Source organism: Streptomyces pallidus (ex Mingjun et al. 2026) (assembly GCF_051550185.1).
Lineage (GTDB): Bacteria > Actinomycetota > Actinomycetes > Streptomycetales > Streptomycetaceae > Streptomyces.
On record NZ_CP196181.1, the window covers coordinates 5544332 to 5559831 of the forward strand.

The 15500-nt window shown below is 73.6% G+C and carries 17 protein-coding genes; 13 read left to right on the forward strand and 4 right to left on the reverse strand.

The genetic code is table 11. From position 1 onward, the window contains the following. Positions 1-101 precede the first annotated feature (101 nt). The 6 genes from ACSHWO_RS24545 (at position 102) to ACSHWO_RS24570 (ending at position 5319) form a co-directional block, all read left to right on the forward strand. Positions 102-896 carry a metallophosphoesterase family protein gene (locus tag ACSHWO_RS24545; protein ID WP_385823414.1) on the forward strand — a complete coding sequence of 265 codons (795 nt, stop codon included), beginning with the start codon at positions 102-104 and terminating at the stop codon, positions 894-896. A gap of 106 nt (positions 897-1002) precedes the next feature. Beyond that, on the forward strand, positions 1003-1452 hold the full coding sequence (locus tag ACSHWO_RS24550) for an SRPBCC family protein (protein WP_385823356.1): 450 nt from the start codon (positions 1003-1005) through the stop codon (positions 1450-1452). 5 nt (positions 1453-1457) lie between these two features. Further along, a complete protein-coding gene (locus ACSHWO_RS24555; protein ID WP_438314931.1) occupies positions 1458-2681 on the forward strand; it encodes an ArsA family ATPase in 1224 nt (407 codons plus the stop codon). A gap of 176 nt (positions 2682-2857) precedes the next feature. Then, on the forward strand, positions 2858-3337 hold the full coding sequence (locus ACSHWO_RS24560) for a DUF5304 domain-containing protein (RefSeq protein ID WP_361088343.1): 480 nt from the start codon (positions 2858-2860) through the stop codon (positions 3335-3337). 61 nt (positions 3338-3398) lie between these two features. Next, positions 3399-4340, forward strand: coding sequence for an ROK family glucokinase (locus tag ACSHWO_RS24565; RefSeq protein WP_361088340.1), 942 nt, complete (start codon positions 3399-3401; stop codon positions 4338-4340). Positions 4341-4446: 106 nt separating this feature from the next. Beyond that, positions 4447-5319, forward strand: a complete 873-nt coding sequence (locus ACSHWO_RS24570; RefSeq protein WP_438314935.1) for an endonuclease/exonuclease/phosphatase family protein — start codon at positions 4447-4449, stop codon at positions 5317-5319. 36 nt (positions 5320-5355) lie between these two features. Here ACSHWO_RS24570 and ACSHWO_RS24575 read toward each other — a convergent pair whose 3' ends face one another. After that, complete coding sequence (locus ACSHWO_RS24575; RefSeq protein ID WP_438314938.1) at positions 5356-5943, reverse strand: hypothetical protein; 588 nt, start codon at positions 5941-5943, stop codon at positions 5356-5358. Continuing rightward, complete coding sequence (locus ACSHWO_RS24580) at positions 5936-6718, reverse strand: alpha/beta hydrolase (protein WP_361088331.1); 783 nt, start codon at positions 6716-6718, stop codon at positions 5936-5938. Before ACSHWO_RS24580 ends, ACSHWO_RS24575 begins: the two co-directional genes overlap by 8 nt. Positions 6719-6886: 168 nt before the next feature. Between ACSHWO_RS24580 and ACSHWO_RS24585 the strand changes: the two genes are divergently transcribed. The 5 genes from ACSHWO_RS24585 to ACSHWO_RS24605 all read left to right on the forward strand — a co-directional run bounded on the left by ACSHWO_RS24585 (position 6887) and on the right by ACSHWO_RS24605 (position 11266). Further along, a complete protein-coding gene (locus ACSHWO_RS24585) occupies positions 6887-7618 on the forward strand; it encodes a lysophospholipid acyltransferase family protein (RefSeq protein ID WP_361088586.1) in 732 nt (243 codons plus the stop codon). Between the two features lie 85 nt (positions 7619-7703). Continuing rightward, positions 7704-8909 carry a MacS family sensor histidine kinase gene (gene macS / locus ACSHWO_RS24590; RefSeq protein ID WP_438314941.1) on the forward strand — a complete coding sequence of 402 codons (1206 nt, stop codon included), beginning with the start codon at positions 7704-7706 and terminating at the stop codon, positions 8907-8909. Between the two features lie 68 nt (positions 8910-8977). Further along, the gene (locus ACSHWO_RS24595) at positions 8978-9622 is read left to right on the forward strand and encodes a response regulator transcription factor (protein ID WP_361088584.1); all 645 of its coding nucleotides are present in this window, start codon (positions 8978-8980) and stop codon (positions 9620-9622) included. Positions 9623-9787: 165 nt separating this feature from the next. Continuing rightward, positions 9788-10816, forward strand: coding sequence for a 6-phosphofructokinase (locus tag ACSHWO_RS24600; RefSeq protein WP_438314944.1), 1029 nt, complete (start codon positions 9788-9790; stop codon positions 10814-10816). 171 nt (positions 10817-10987) lie between these two features. After that, a complete protein-coding gene (locus ACSHWO_RS24605; RefSeq protein WP_385823003.1) occupies positions 10988-11266 on the forward strand; it encodes a hypothetical protein in 279 nt (92 codons plus the stop codon). Between the two features lie 54 nt (positions 11267-11320). Here the strand turns inward: ACSHWO_RS24605 and ACSHWO_RS24610 are convergent, their stop codons facing one another. Next, a complete protein-coding gene (locus tag ACSHWO_RS24610) occupies positions 11321-13252 on the reverse strand; it encodes an anthranilate synthase family protein (RefSeq protein WP_385822980.1) in 1932 nt (643 codons plus the stop codon). Positions 13253-13345: 93 nt separating this feature from the next. After that, entirely contained in the window at positions 13346-13417 is a 72-nt protein-coding gene (locus tag ACSHWO_RS24615) for a trp operon leader peptide (protein ID WP_361088582.1), read from the reverse strand. 284 nt (positions 13418-13701) lie between these two features. Between ACSHWO_RS24615 and ACSHWO_RS24620 the strand changes: the two genes are divergently transcribed. Next, on the forward strand, positions 13702-15057 hold the full coding sequence (locus tag ACSHWO_RS24620) for a class II 3-deoxy-7-phosphoheptulonate synthase (protein ID WP_361088319.1): 1356 nt from the start codon (positions 13702-13704) through the stop codon (positions 15055-15057). 194 nt (positions 15058-15251) lie between these two features. Then, positions 15252-15500 carry a (2Fe-2S)-binding protein gene (locus ACSHWO_RS24625; RefSeq protein WP_385822915.1) on the forward strand — a complete coding sequence of 83 codons (249 nt, stop codon included), beginning with the start codon at positions 15252-15254 and terminating at the stop codon, positions 15498-15500.

The window sequence follows — 15500 nt, forward strand, 5'->3', positions numbered from 1 at the left end:
ATTAGTCGACCCAGTCAACGACTCGGAAGTAACCGCAGGTAGGACCCCTGGTGCCACCCCCTCTACCCGCGCCGCCCCTCCGGCCCCCCTAGGGTGGGCCCATGGGTGGGAGCACAGGTGGCAGGAAAAGCGGTACGCGCGTTCACGTCGTCAGTGACGTCCACGGCAACACCGAGGCGCTCGCCCGCGCCGGGGACGGCGCCGACGCGCTGATCTGCCTCGGCGACCTCGTCCTCTTCCTCGACTACGCCGACCACTCCCGCGGCATCTTCCCCGACATCTTCGGCGTCGAGAACGCAGACCGGATCGTCGAGCTGCGCACCGCCCGCCGCTTCGAGGAGGCCCGCGCCTTCGGCCGCCGGCTCTGGCAGGGCCTGGACCGGGAACGCCTGATCGAGGAGGCGGTCCGCCGCCAGTACGCCGAGATGTTCGCCGCGTTCCCGCAGCCCACGTACGCCACCTACGGCAACGTCGACATGCCGGGCCTGTGGCAGGAGTACGCCGGCGCCGGCACCACCGTCCTCGACGGCCAGCGCGCCGAGATCGGCGGCCGCGTCTTCGGCTTCGTCGGCGGCGGCCTGCCCTCCCCCATGCGCACCCCGTACGAGGTAGACGAGGAGGAGTACGCCGCCAAGGTCGAGGCCCTCGGCGAGGTGGACGTGCTCTGCTCGCACATCCCGCCGGAGGTCCCCGAGCTCTGCTACGACACCGTCGCCCGCCGCTTCGAGCGGGGCAGCGAGGCCCTGCTCGCCGCGATCCGCCGGACCCGGCCCCGGTACGCCCTCTTCGGGCACGTGCACCAGCCGCTGGCCCGGCGGATGCGGATCGGCGGCACGGAGTGCGTGAACGTCGGACACTTCGCCGCCACCGGAAGGCCCTGGGCCATGGAGTGGTGACCTCCGCACGCACGGTAGCCTGCACGCGGCGGCCGTAGGCCGCACACACCCTCGAAATCCCCCAGCTGCCGCTGGGAGGTGCCCCAGTCCTGGAGGAGCGACCGCGATGGCGGAACACACCAGCTCGAGCATCACGATCGATGCGGCGCCGGCCGACGTCATGGCCGTGATCGCCGACTTCGCCCGCTACCCCGAGTGGACCGGTGAGGTGAAGGAGGCCGAGGTGCTGTCGACCGACGCCCAGGGCCGCGCGGAGAAGGTCCGCCTCCTCCTCGACGCCGGCGCGATCAAGGACGACCACACCCTCGCCTACACCTGGAAGGGCACCGACGAGGTCAGCTGGACCCTCGACAGGTCCCAGATGCTGCGCCAGCTCGACGGCTCCTACCGGCTCGCCCCCGTCGACGGCGGCACGCGCACCGAGGTCACCTACCAGCTGACCGTGGACGTCAAGATCCCCATGCTCGGCATGATCAAGCGCAAGGCCGAGAAGGTCATCATCGACCGGGCCCTGGCCGGACTGAAGAAGCGCGTCGAATCGACCGGGTCGGCCTGATCCACGTGCGCACCCTGCTCGTCACCGGCCCCGGCGGGGCCGGGCGGACCACCGTCGCCGCGGTCACCGCGGCCGCCGCCGCCCGGGCCGGGAAGCGGGTGCTGCTGCTGTCCGGCGACCCCGCGTCCTGCGGCGGCCCGGCGCACCCCGTCACCGCCCTGGTCGGGGAACCCGCCGGGGAAGCCGTCGAGGTCGCCGACGGGCTGACCGCGGTGCCCGCCGGCGGGATCCTGGTGGCGCGCGTCGACTCCGGCGGGGAGTTCCGCGCCGAGCTCGCCGCCCTCCAGGAACGCGGCTCCGCACTCCTCGGCATGCTCGGCTCCCGGCCGCTCGGCGCCGAGGAGCTCACCGAACTGCCCGGCGCCGAACAGTTCGCCCTGCTGCGCGCCCTGCGCCGGGCCGCCGCCGCCCCCGACACCGACCTCGTCGTCGTCGACCTGCCCCCGCTGCACCAGGCCCTGGCCGCCCTGGCCCTGCCCGGGCAGCTGCGCCGCTACCTGGCCCGGCTGCTGCCCGCCGAACGGCAGGCCGCCCGCGCCCTGCGCCCCGTACTCGCCCAGCTGGCCGGCGTCCCCATGCCCGCGCAGTGGCTGTACGAGGCCGCCGCCCGCTGGGACGAGGAGCTGGCCGCCGTCCAGCGCGTCGTCGAGGCCGCCACCACCTCCCTGCGCCTGGTCGCCGAGCCCGGCCCCGCCGCCGACACCGCCCTGCGGACGGGGCTGGTCGGCGCCGCCCTCCTGCAACTGCCCGTCGACGGGATCGTCGCCAACCGCACCGTGCCGCAGGGCTCGCCCGACCCCTGGCTCGCCGGGCTCGCCGCCGAGCAGGAGAAGTACGCCGCCCAGTGGGCCGCCGACACCGGCCGGCCCGTGGTCCCGCTGCCCCACCTCGGCCGAGCCCCCCGCGCCCCCGAGGACCTGGCCCGGCTCGCCGGGACCCCCGGGCTCGCACCGGACGCCCCGCCGGCCCCCCGCGACTGGGCCGTCGAGGACCGGCTCGCCGAGGACGGGGTACTCGTCTGGGCGGTTCCGCTGCCCGGCGCGCACAAGCGCGACCTCGACCTGGTCCGGCGCGGCGACGAACTGCTGATCGCGGCCGGCCCGTACCGGAGGATCGTTTCCCTGCCCTCCGCGCTGCGCCGTTGCACCGTCACCGGCGCCGCCCTCACCGACGGCGCCCTGCGGATCCGTTTCACCCCCGACCCGGCGCTGTGGCCGCGCCGGCCCTGAACGGCGTACCCCCGTTCGGGTAACGTCGAAAGCAGTGCACGACGAGCGCGTACGCGCGACGCAGTACCGAGCCGTACGCCACCCGTACCCACCGCACCACACCCCATCGCACCGCACCACATAGCACCGCACCACATAGCACCGCACGTCCCGCAGCTGCCGCAGGAGAGTCCGCCATGAGCGAGGCCACCGACCGTCCCGCCGACGACGACGCCTGGGCCGAGGCCTGCGCCGAGGACCTCGCCGCCGAGCAGGAGCGCCGCCGCTCCCGGCACGACGGCACCGGGTCCGGGACCGGGCCCGGAACCGCCGCCGAGGAACTGTTCAAACTGTTCGAGGCCGTCGCCGACAAGGTGTCCGCCCTGAACAACCCGCTGCTCGGAGCCACCGCCCAGGGCGCCGTGCGGCAGATCGTCGACCAGGCGAAGGCCGCCGCCAAGCCCGTCGTCGAACGCAACCCCGAGGTCTTCGGCCACCTCGCCGCGGCCGGATCCGAGCTCCTCGCCGCCTACCGCTCGGCCGTCGAAGGCCACGAACGCCGCTGGACCCGCGGCGACACCACCCCCGGCCCCGGCCCCGACCGGCCCGCCGGCGACGGCTCCGACCCCCGGGACGAGGGCGGAACCGGCCCGTCCCAGCACATCGACCTCGACTGAGACGGCACCGCCCTCGGGTACGGTTGGCCGTGGCGGGGTTTGACCGGAAACCGAGGGACTAATGGGACTCACCATCGGCGTCGACATCGGCGGCACGAAGATCGCGGCCGGCGTGGTCGACGAAGAGGGCACCATCCTTGAGACGTACAAGGTGCCCACCCCGCCGACCGCGGACGGCGTGACCGACGCGATCTGCGCCGCAGTGACCGAAGTCAGCAGCAACCACACCATCGAGGCCGTCGGCATCGGCGCCGCCGGCTACGTGGACGACAAGCGCGCGACCGTACTGTTCGCGCCGAACATCAACTGGCGGCACGAGCCGCTCAAGGACAAGGTCGAGCAGCGCATCGGCCTGCCCGTCGTCGTCGAGAACGACGCGAACTGCGCCGCCTGGGGCGAATACCGCTTCGGCGCGGGCCAGGGCCACGAGGACGTCATCTGCATCACCCTCGGCACCGGCCTCGGCGGCGGCATCATCATCGGCAACAAACTGCGCCGCGGCCGGTTCGGCGTGGCCGCCGAGTTCGGGCACATCCGGGTCGTCCCCGACGGCCTGCTGTGCGGCTGCGGCAGCCAGGGCTGCTGGGAGCAGTACGCCTCCGGGCGCGCCCTCGTCCGCTACGCCAAGCAGCGGGCCAACGCCACCCCCGAGAACGCGGCCCTGCTGCTCGCCCTCGGCGACGGCACCCCCGAGGGCATCGAGGGCAAGCACATCAGCGAGGCCGCCCGCCAGGGCGACCCGGTGGCCGTCGACTCCTTCCGCGAACTGGCCCGCTGGGCCGGCGCCGGCCTCGCCGACCTGGCCTCGCTCTTCGACCCCTCGGCGTTCATCGTCGGCGGCGGCGTCTCCGACGAGGGCGACCTCGTCCTCGACCCGATCCGCAAGTCCTTCAAGCGGTGGCTGATCGGCGGCGCATGGCGCCCGCACGCGCAGGTGCTCGCCGCCCAGCTCGGCGGCAAGGCCGGACTCGTCGGCGCGGCGGACCTCGCCCGGCAGGGCTGACCCGCCCGGCGGGGCCGACGCCAAGGCCCCGCGCACGCCAGCGCCCGCACACCCGGCCCGCCGCGCCCCCTGGGGCACGGCGGGCCGGGTGGCTATGTTGCCGGGTATGGACCTGACTTCGCGTTCGCGTTCACGTTCTCGCCTGCCCGCCCGGCCCGCGCAGCCCGCCGCCCCCGCGCTGCCGGACCTGCCGGCGTCCCGTACCGAGGCCGACGGCTCCGCCGTCGTCCGCGTCCTCACCTACAACATCCGCTCCCTGCGCGACGACGAGGACGCGCTGGCCCGGGTGATCCGCGCCTGCGCCCCCGACCTGGTCTTCGTCCAGGAGGCCCCGCGGTTCTTCCGCTGGCGCAAGCACGCGGCGCGGCTGGCCGCCACATGCGACCTGGTGGTCCTGTCGGGCGGGGCGACCGCCGCCGGGCCGCTGCTGCTGTGCTCGCTGCGGGCCTTCGTGGAGCGGACCGAGGACGTGCTGCTCCCGCTCACGCCCGGGCTGCACCGGCGGGGCTTCGCCACCGCCGTGGTCCGCTTCGGCGGCGCCAGGGTCGCGGTGCTGAGCGCCCACCTGCCGCTGGACGCGCGGGAGCGGCAGGCGCACGCGGAGGAGCTGCTGGTGCGGCTCGGGGCCGCCGGTGCGCCGTACGGGATCGCGGCGGGGGACGTGAACGAGACCCCGGAGGGGCCGGCCTTCCGGCGGCTCGCCGGGGCGCTCCAGGACTGCCGGGCCGTCGCCCCGTGGGGCGGGGAGCACACCTTCGTGCCGAGGGGCCGCGGGGGCGGCGGGGCCGGCGGTGGTGGCGGGGCGGGGCGGCGGATCGACGCGGTGTTCGCCACGCGGGGGGTGGAGGTGCTGGGGTGTGGCGTGCCGGTGGGGTTGGACGGGGTGGTGGAGGCGGATCTCACCGCGGCGAGTGACCACTTGCCGGTGCTGGCGGTGGTGCGGCTGCCGGTGAGTGCGCCGCGGGCCGCGGGCGGTTGATCGCGCGGTTCCCCGCGCCCCTTCGGGGCGCGGGGGTCAGACCACTGCGCCTCGGCCCGGGTCGTCGTCTTCGTCGTCGCCCTGCTGCATGCGGGCGATGAGGGTGGCGAAGCCGCCGAGGAAGCCGCCGATGCACAGCGTCGTCAGCCACCAGGTCATGTCCCACTGCAACAGCACCGCCACCAGCAGCAGCACCGGCCCGCCGACCACCGCCAGCCACGCGAACTTCGCCGTCGTGTCAGCTGGCGGCAGCTCCGGCTCGGGCTGCACGAAGTGGCCCTCGTCCGCTTCGTCGGCGTCGTCCGGGTCGGCCAGCACATGGTCCCGGGGGCCGGGTCCGCCGAGGCCGACGCCCGGGGCGAACACCACCGAGCTGCCGAGCGGCGTCGGCGGGGCGTCCTCCTCCGGCGCCTTCGGCGTCTTGGGCGTCTTCGGCTCTTCCGAGTCCTTGGGCTGCAGCGGCTCCACGTCCTCCTCCGGCAGCATCAGGTTCTCGATCGGGCGGAACGGCCGCGCGCCCGGCGGGTCGGGCGGCTCCTGCCCGTACCCGGCGACGATCGCCGCCCACGCCGCTTCCTCGTCCAGCGGGGGTACGCCCCCCGGGGACTCCTCGTGTTCAGCCACCGCTGGCCGCCCCTTCCCTGCCGACGACGCCCTGTGCGATCCGTCCGACGAACGCGTAGCTGTCCTCGAAGATCCGCTCCGCGTCGTAGTCCAACGTCGCCACGTGGTAGCTCTGTTCCAGAAGCGTCTCGGTCACGTCCGTCGACGAGATCCGCGACAGGATCCGCGCCGAGTCCACCGGCGGGACCACGTGGTCCTGCGGGCTGTGCAGCAGCAGCACCGGCTGCGTCACCTGCGGCAGCTCACCGTCCACGAGCCGCAGGAACTCCCGCAGCGAGTGCGCGGCACGGGTGGGGACCCGGTCGTAGCCGACCTCCTCCGAGCCCGGCTTGGCGATGTCGCTCGCAATGCCCGGCGTCGACCGCACGAAGTGCTTGGCCACGGGAAGGGCGAACGCCAGCGGGTCGTGGACCTTGTTGGCCGGGTTGACGAGCACGATGCCGCTGATGGCGTCCCCGTGCTTCGCCGCGAGCCGCAGGGTCAGCGCCCCGCCCATCGACAGCCCGAACACGAAGACCCGGCCGCACCGGTCCAGCAGCTGCCGCAGTGCCCGGTCCACCTCCGCGTACCAGTCCTGCCAGCCGGTGAGCTGCATGTCCTCCCAGCGCGTCCCGTGCCCCGGGAGCAGCGGCAGCGATACGGTCAGCCCCTGCTCGGCGAGGTACTCGGCCCAGGGGCGCAGCGACTGCGGGGAGCCGGTGAAGCCGTGGCAGAGCAGTACGCCGACCTCTCCGCCCTCGTGGCGGAACGGCTCGGCTCCAGGGAGGACGGGCACCGGGGACTCCTTCGTCAAGGGGGGCACGGGGGTGCGTAGCGCTGTGTGACTTCACCGTACGCGACCGGAGTGGCACCGACCAGGGCCGTCGGGCGCCCTCGGTGCGAGCCACGGGTTAAGGTCTGTTCGACAGGACACAGGAAGGCTTTCGAGTTGATCTACGGCGCAATGAAGTTCTCCATCGGGGGCTCCCTGAAGCTCGCCTTCAGGCCTTGGGTGGAGGGCCTCGAGAACATTCCCGCCGAGGGGCCGGCGATCCTGGCGAGCAACCACCTGTCCTTCTCGGACTCGTTCTTCCTGCCGGCCGTCCTCGACCGGAAGGTGACCTTCATCGCGAAGGCCGAGTACTTCACGTCCCCGGGCGTGAAGGGCAAGCTGACGGCCGCCTTCTTCAAGGGCGTCGGCCAGCTCCCGGTGGACCGCTCCGGCGCGCGCGGAGCCGGCGAGGCCGCCATCAAGAGCGGCATCGAGGTCATCGAGCGCGGGGAGCTGTTCGGTATCTACCCCGAGGGCACGCGTTCACCCGACGGCCGCCTCTACCGCGGCAAGCCCGGCGGCCTGGCCCGCGTGGCGCTGGCCACCGGCGCGCCCGTGATCCCCGTGGCGATGATCGACACGGAGAAGATCCAGCCGCCCGGCAAGATCGTCCCGAAGCTGATGCGCCCCGGCATCCGGATCGGCAAGCCGCTGGACTTCAGCCGCTACCAGGGCATGGACGGCGACCGCTTCATCCTGCGCTCGGTCACCGACGAGGTCATGTACGAGATCATGAAGCTGTCCGGCCAGGAGTACGTCGACATCTACGCGACGGCGGCCAAGCGGCAGATCGCCGACGCCGAGAAGGCCGAGAAGGAGGCGGCGAAGGCCGCCAAGGCCGCCACGGACAAGAACGCGGAGTAGCGGAGCCGGCACGAGCGGGCCCGGCCCCCGGCCGGGCCGCCCGGCCGGCGGCGAAGGGGGCGGGACCGCCCGCAAGGGGTGGGGGATGGTGAAACGCGAGCGCGTCGTGCGCATGTCGGTGGAGCAGCCGCTGTGGCGGGCGCTGACCGCCTACCGGCTGATCACCATGGTCTACGCGGTCCTGCTGTTCGCCTCGGCGTACCGCGACTTCGACCGGCCCTGGATCGCGGCCGGCTACCTCGCCGTCCTCGCCGCCTGGACCCTGGCCACCCGGCGCAGGGCGGCCGGAGCCGCCGTCTGCACCAAGCGCTTCCTCGTCGCGGACCTCTCCGTGGCCCTCGTCGGCATCCTGCTGACCCCGCTCGCCGACACCCACGAGCGCATCACCGCGGGCGGCCCCACCCTGCCGACCATCTGGACCGCGGGCGCCGTCCTCGGCTTCGCCCTCAAGGGCGGCTGGCGGTGGGCCTGCGTCGCGTCGAGCTTCGTGGCCGCCGCCAACGTCGTCCAGCGCGGCGAGCCCACCCGCGACACCGTGCACAACGTCCTGCTGGTCTGGGTCGCCTCCGTCGCCATCGGGTACGTCGTGGAGGTCGCCCGGGCCAGTGAGGCCACCCTGGCCCGCGCCCTGGAGATCGAGGCCGCCACCCGCGAGCGCGAGCGCCTCGCCCGCGACATCCACGACGGGGTCCTCCAGGTCCTCGCCATGGTCCAGCGGCGCGGCACCGAGCTGGGCGGCGAGGCCGCCGAACTCGGCCGGATGGCCGGGGAACAGGAGGTCGCCCTGCGCACCCTGGTCTCCAGCGGGCTGGTGCACACCTCCCGGGTCTCCCGCGACGAGTCCCTCGGCGCGCTGGTGGACACGTACGAGGTGGACGAGCCCGCCGACGAGGGCGAGACCGACCTGCGGACCCTGCTCGCCCCGCACGCCGGCGCGAAGGTCAGCTTCGCCGAGCCGGGCACGCCCGTCCTGCTGCCGGCGGCCGCGGCACGGGAGCTGGCCTCCGCCGTCGGCGCCGCCCTGGACAACGTGCGCCAGCACGCCGGCGAGGGCGCCCGCGCCTGGATCCTGGTCGAGGACTGGGGCGACGAGGTGATCGTGACCGTCCGCGACGACGGCCCCGGCATCCCCGCCGGCCGTCTCGACCAGGCCGAGGGCGAGGGGCGGATGGGCGTGGCCCTGTCCATCCGCGGCAGGCTGCGCGATCTCGGCGGCACCGCCGAGCTGGTGTCCGTCCCCGGGCAGGGCACCGAAGTGGAACTGAAAGTACCCAGGGGGAGGACCCGATGACCCAGCCGACCCAGGCGACCCGCCCGACCGGGCAGGACGAGCAGCACGACCTCGGCGAGATCAAGGTGATGGTCGTCGACGACCACCCGATGTGGCGGGACGCGGTCGCCCGCGACCTCGCCGCCGCCGGCTTCGACGTGGTCGCCACCGCCGGCGACGGCCCGGAGGCCGTGCGCCGCGCCCGCGCGGCCGCACCCCACGTCCTGGTCCTCGACCTCAACCTGCCCGGGCTGCCCGGCGTGCAGGTCTGCAAGGAGCTCGTCGGCGCCAACCCCGCCCTGCGGGTCCTCGTGCTGTCCGCGAGCGGCGAGCACGCCGACGTCCTCGAAGCGGTCAAGTCCGGTGCGACCGGCTACCTGATGAAGTCCGCGGGCGCCCAGGAGCTGATCGACGCGGTGCGCCGCACGGCCGCCGGCGACCCGGTGTTCACGCCGGGCCTCGCCGGGCTGGTCCTCGGCGAGTACCGGCGGCTGGCCACGGACCCGGTGCCCGCCGCCCCCGACGAGCCGACCGCCCCGCGGCTGACGGACCGGGAGACCGAAGTGCTGCGACTGGTGGCCAAGGGGCTGTCGTACAAGCAGATCGCGGAGCGGCTCGTCATCTCCCACCGCACGGTGCAGAACCACGTCCAGAACACCCTGGGCAAGCTCCAGTTGCACAACCGGGTGGAGCTCGTCCGGTACGCGATAGAGCGCGGGCTCGACGACGCGTAAGCGGTGCCGTACGTCGTACTTACGTCCTCGTACGAGTGAACGGGCGGACGCAACGCCTCGCAATTCCACCGGAATTGCCCCTCCCGGAGCCCTTGATGTGACCTGCGTCACCACTAGCGTGACCGTCGTGCGGGCCTGTGCGGCCCCGTGGCGAAGGGAGATCCCATGAAGGTCGGAGTGCTGACCGGCGGCGGCGACTGCCCCGGGCTCAACGCGGTCATCCGGGCCGTCGTCCGCAAGGGCGTACAGGAGTACGGCTGCGAGTTCGTCGGCTTCAAGGACGGCTGGCGCGGGGCGGTCGAAGGGGACGTCGTCCCGCTCGGCATCCCCGCCGTCCGCGGCATCCTGCCGCGCGGCGGAACCATCCTCGGCTCCTCGCGGACCAACCCGTTCAAGCAGCAGGACGGCGTCCGCCGGATCAAGGACACCCTCGCCAAGCACGAGGTCGAGGCGCTCATCGCGATCGGCGGCGAGGACACCCTCGGCGTGGCCGCCAAACTGTCCGGGGAGTACGGCGTCCCCTGCGTCGGCGTGCCGAAGACCATCGACAACGACCTGTCGGCGACGGACTACACCTTCGGCTTCGACACCGCCGTCGGCATCGCCACCGAGGCCATCGACCGGCTGCACACCACCGCCGAGTCGCACATGCGGGTGCTGGTCGTCGAGGTGATGGGCCGGCACGCCGGCTGGATCGCCCTGCACTCGGGGCTCGCGGGCGGCGCCAACGTCATCCTCATCCCCGAGCAGCGCTTCGACGTGGACCAGGTGTGCGCCTGGGTGACCTCCCGGTTCAAGGCCAGCTACGCGCCGATCGTGGTCGTCGCGGAAGGGGCCATGCCCACGGACGGGGAGATGGTGCTCAAGGACGCCACCACCGACTCCTTCGGGCACGTCCGGCTGTCCGGCGTCGGCGAGTGGCTGGCCAAGGAGATCGAGGCCCGTACCGGCAAGGAGGCCCGGACCACGGTGCTCGGCCACATCCAGCGGGGCGGCACGCCGAGCGCCTTCGACCGGTGGCTCGCCACCCGGTTCGGCCTGCACGCCATCGACGCCGTCCACGACGGCGACTTCGGCACCATGGTCGCCCTCAAGGGCACGGACATCGTGCGCGTACCCCTGGCGGAGGCGACGGCGAAGCTGAAGACGGTGGATCCGGCGCTCTACCGGGAGGCCGGCGTGTTCTTCGGCTGAGCCGGGCCGCGGGCGCGGGCATGGGCCGCAGCGTGACGGGCGGCCCATGGCCCGTTCTCCGGCCACCGGCCGGCCGGGCCCGGCGGGAAGACCCTCCGTTCACCCCCCCGCTCCCCGCCCGACCGTCCCCCGACGCTCCCGCGCCGGTGATCACCCCTTACATTCGGCCGCGTGGACATACCCCTCGCCCTCCGGTGGCTGCTGCTCGCGCTCGCCCTCGTCCAGCTCGTGTGCGCCGCCCGGACCCTGCGGTCCGCCCTGCGCGCCGAGCCCGGACGGCGCACCGACCGGTGGCTCACCTTCGCCGACCAGCTGCTCAGCGTGCCCGCCCCGGCCGTTCTCGCCCTCGGCCGGATCGACCTGCTCCCGTACGTCCTGCTGCCGCTGGGTCCGGTGGTCGGCTGCCAGCTCGTCCGAACCCTGCGCTCCCGCCGCCCCGAGCCGGCGTAGGCTCCTCCGGGCACCGGACCTCGGTCCCCCGGCTCCGGGCGGGCGGGACGCCGGTCAGGCCCGGGCGGCCGGGTCGCGGACGCCCGCCAGGAGCGCGGGCAGCAGCTCCGCCCCGCGCAGGGTCAGCACCGACTCCGGGTGGAACTGCACCCCCGCGAAGCCGCGGGCCGCGCACCGCAGCGCGTGCACCTCGCCCGTCGCGGTGTCCCGGGCGACCTCCACCCCGTGCGCGGACAGCTCCGCCGCGGTCTCGTCGTCGCAGGACGCCGTGAACGTGTTGTAGAAGCCGACCACCTCACGCGCCCCGAACAGGTCGATCCCCACCTGCGCCCCCTGCGCCGGCTCCGCCTTGCGGACCAGCGGCAGCCCCAGCTCGGCCGCGATCAGCTCGTGGCCCAGGCACACCCCGAGCAGTCCGCCCGTGTGCCCCGCCAGCAGCTCCCGCGCCAACCCGCGCAGCAGCCGCATCTTCGGGTCGGCTCCGTCCGCCGGGTCGCCCGGCCCCGGACCCAGCACGACCGGCCCCTCGTGCGCGAGGGCGGCCTCCCGCAGCCCCGGCTCGTCGAAGCGGCGCACCGTCACCGACAGGCCCGCCGCCCGCAGCACGTGGGCCAGCATCGCCGTGAAGGTGTCCTCCCCGTCCACCACCAGGCAGTGCCCCGCCGCGGCCGCCGGCTGCTCCTGCATCCGCAGCCAGAACGGCGCCAGGTCCCGGCGCCGGGCGGCCAGCGCCGCCGCCACCCGGGGGTCCGCCGCCAGTTCCGCCGCGCCCCGCCCGTACGCCGCCGGCCCCTCCCCGGAACCCGGGGCCGCCGGCCCGACCCCGAGCGCGGCCAGCACCCCCGCCGCCTTCGCATGGGTCTCGGCGACCTCACCCGCCGGATCCGAGTGCCGCACCAGCGTGGCGCCCACCGGCACGCGCACGGTGCCGTCCGCGGCGATGTCCGCCGTACGGATCAGGATCGGCGAGTCCAGGGTCTGCGCCCCGGCCGCGTCGACGCCCAGCAGCGCCAGCGCCCCCGCGTAGTAGCCGCGGCCGCCGGCCTCGTACCGTTCGATGACCCGGCAGGCGTTCTGCACCGGCGAACCGGTGACCGTCGCCGCGAACATCGTCTCGCGCAGCACCTCCCGCACGTCCAGCGAGGACCGGCCGCGCAGCTCGTACTCGGTGTGCGCCAGGTGCGCCATCTCCTTCAGCCGCGGCCCGACGACGACCCCGCCGCGGTCGCCGACCGTGCACATCATCTTCAGCTCCTCGTCGACCACCATCGACAGCTCCTCGGTCTCCTTGCGGTCGCCGAGGAACTCAAGGAGCGATCCGGCGGTGGGGCCGCCGGCCGGGTAGCGGTACGTTCCGCTGATCGGGTTCATCACGACCGTGCCGCCGGCCATCCGCACGTGCACCTCGGGGCTCGCCCCCACGAGGGTCCGGTCGCCCGTGTGGACGACGTACGTCCAGTACGCCCCCCGCTCGCCCAGCAGCAGCCGCCGGAACAGCGCGAGGGCGTCGGCCCGGTCGAAGCCGTCGATCCGGCCCCGGAAGGTGCGGCGGATGACGAAGTTCGCGCCCTCGCCGCGGCCGATCTCGTCCTCCACGACCCGCCGCACGGTCTGCGCGTACTGCGCGTCGGGTACGTCGAAGCCGTCGTCCTCGACCCGCACCGCGTGCGCGGGCAGCACGGCGAGGGCCTCGGCGAGCGGGACCTCGTACGCCTCCCGCGCGGCCAGCACGGCGAGCGGGGTGCCGTCGTCGCGGACGTCGAAGCCGCGCTCGCGGATCTGCCGGAACGGCACCAGGGCCAGGGTCGGCAGGGGGCGCACGGGCAGGTCGGCGAGGTGTTCGGCCTCGTGGACGGCGCCGATCAGCACCTCGACGGTGTCGTGGTCGCGGCCGGGGGTGCGCCGGCGCAGCAGGGCGAACGGCGGGCAGTCGTCGCGGAGCAGGTCGAGCAGCCGACTGCCGGTCGTGCCGGTGTGTTGGTCCATGGGTGGTCGGGCGTCCTTCCGGAAGGGGAGGGACGGCCGGGCCTCGGAAAACACCGAAGGCCGCCCCTCGGGGCGGCCTTCGTGTCGCTCGTGTCAGTGGGTACGCGAGGGAGGCGGGCCGCCGGGAGCGGTCCACCACCAGTTCTGGCAGGAATGCGCGTACACGGGACGAACCCTAGCCCACCGGGGGAGGCGGTGGGGGCGGGTGACACCACAGGAGACGTCTGTCTCACCTGATGGTCATCCGGCTGGACGCGAGGTGCGAGCCCTTAATGTGTAGGTGTGACCGTGAACGCTGAAACCCACGCCCCCGCCGTCAAGGCGACCTGGCGAGACCTGCCCGCGGTCCGCCGACCACATACGGGGGGGCGGGTGACACCACAGGAGACGTCTGTCTCACCTGATGGTCATCCGGCTGGACGCGAGGTGCGAGCCCTTAATGTGTAGGTGTGACCGTGAACGCTGAAACCCACGCCCCCGCCGTCAAGGCGACCTGGCGAGACCTGCCCGCGGCGCAGCAGCCTTCGTACCCCGATGCCGAGGCCCTGCGCGCTGTCGTCGCGGACCTCGAGTCGTATCCTCCGCTCGTCTTCGCGGGCGAATGCGACCAGCTGCGTGCCCGTCTGGGAGCCGTCGCCAAGGGCGAGGCGTTCCTGCTGCAGGGCGGCGACTGCGCCGAGGCCTTCGACGCCGTGTCCGCCGACCACATCCGCGCCAAGCTGAAGACGCTGCTCCAGATGAGCGCCGTCCTGACCTACGCGGCCTCCGTGCCCGTGGTCAAGGTCGGCCGGATCGCCGGCCAGTACTCCAAGCCCCGCTCGAAGGACACCGAGACCCGCGACGGGGTGACCCTGCCGACCTACCGCGGCGACTCCGTCAACGGCTTCGACTTCACCGCCGAGGCCCGCGTCCCGGACCCCGAGCGGCTCAAGCGCATGTACCACGCGTCGGCGTCGACGCTGAACCTGGTGCGCGCCTTCACCACGGGTGGCTACGCCGACCTGCGCCAGGTGCACGCCTGGAACCAGGACTTCGTGAAGTCCTCCCCGTCCGGGCAGCGCTACGAGCAGCTCGCGCGGGAGATCGACAACGCGCTGAACTTCATGAAGGCCTGTGGCACCGACCCGGCCGAGTTCAAGGCGGTGGAGTTCTACTCCTCGCACGAGGCGCTGCTGCTCGACTACGAGGGCGCGCTGACCCGCACCGACTCGCGCACCGGCAAGCTGTACGACACCTCCGGCCACATGGTCTGGATCGGTGAGCGCACCCGCCAGCTCGACCACGCGCACATCGAGTTCTGCTCGCAGATCGCGAACCCGGTCGGCATCAAGCTCGGCCCCACCACCACGGTGGACGAGGCGCTGACGTACATCGACCGGCTGGACCCGGACCGCGAGCCGGGCCGGCTGACCTTCGTCGTCCGCATGGGCGCCGACAAGGTCCGCGACAAGCTCCCCGAGCTGGTCGAGAAGGTCACGGCCTCGGGCGCGACGGTCGCCTGGGTCACCGACCCGATGCACGGCAACACCTTCGAGGCGGCCTCCGGCCACAAGACGCGCCGCTTCGACGACGTCCTCGACGAGGTCAAGGGCTTCTTCGAGGTCCACAAGGCGCTGGGCACCCACCCGGGCGGCATCCACGTCGAGCTCACCGGTGACGACGTCACCGAGTGCGTGGGCGGCGGCGACGAGATCTTCGTCGACGACCTGCACCAGCGCTACGAGACGGCCTGCGACCCCCGCCTGAACCGCAGCCAGTCCCTGGACCTGGCGTTCCTGGTCGCCGAGATGTACCGGGACCAGTAGCGACAGGTGCCGGCAGCAGGCGCGTTTTGTCGCGCCGGCGGCTGCCGGTGAGCAGCTCGTGACAGTGGGGCGCGGATCGATGTGATCCGCGCCCCACCGCCGTACCGGGGACTTTTCGGCCACCCCGACTTTGGGTACGGTTAGGTAAGCCTCACCGAATAGGGGATGGCTTCGAAGGCATTCCTGACCGGGAGGTGAACCGCGTGTACGTCTGCTCTTGCTTCGGTGTCACCGACCAGCAGGTCAAGGAGCACGCGGCCGCCGGGGCCTGCACCCCCCGCCAGATAGCGTCCGTCACCAAGGCCGGAACCGACTGCGGCTCCTGCGTGCGCACCATCCAGGGCCTGCTCGGCCGCGGGGCGTGCCCCCGCCGCGAGCTGCTGGAGACGGGCCGGGCGGCGTCCGTGCTGGCGCCCGCCCCCGAGCTCGCCGAAGCCGCCTAG

Coding starts and splice junctions, on each gene's coding strand:
- macS (WP_438314941.1), top strand. CDS start 7,704: ATGGTGAAACGCGAGCGCGTCGTGCGCATGTCGGTGGAGCAGCCGCTG.
- ACSHWO_RS24600 (WP_438314944.1), top strand. CDS start 9,788: ATGAAGGTCGGAGTGCTGACCGGCGGCGGCGACTGCCCCGGGCTCAAC.
- ACSHWO_RS24610 (WP_385822980.1), bottom strand. CDS start 13,252: ATGGACCAACACACCGGCACGACCGGCAGTCGGCTGCTCGACCTGCTC.
- ACSHWO_RS24565 (WP_361088340.1), top strand. CDS start 3,399: ATGGGACTCACCATCGGCGTCGACATCGGCGGCACGAAGATCGCGGCC.
- ACSHWO_RS24585 (WP_361088586.1), top strand. CDS start 6,887: ATGAAGTTCTCCATCGGGGGCTCCCTGAAGCTCGCCTTCAGGCCTTGG.
- ACSHWO_RS24570 (WP_438314935.1), top strand. CDS start 4,447: ATGGACCTGACTTCGCGTTCGCGTTCACGTTCTCGCCTGCCCGCCCGG.
- ACSHWO_RS24550 (WP_385823356.1), top strand. CDS start 1,003: ATGGCGGAACACACCAGCTCGAGCATCACGATCGATGCGGCGCCGGCC.
- ACSHWO_RS24560 (WP_361088343.1), top strand. CDS start 2,858: ATGAGCGAGGCCACCGACCGTCCCGCCGACGACGACGCCTGGGCCGAG.
- ACSHWO_RS24595 (WP_361088584.1), top strand. CDS start 8,978: ATGGTCGTCGACGACCACCCGATGTGGCGGGACGCGGTCGCCCGCGAC.
- ACSHWO_RS24545 (WP_385823414.1), top strand. CDS start 102: ATGGGTGGGAGCACAGGTGGCAGGAAAAGCGGTACGCGCGTTCACGTC.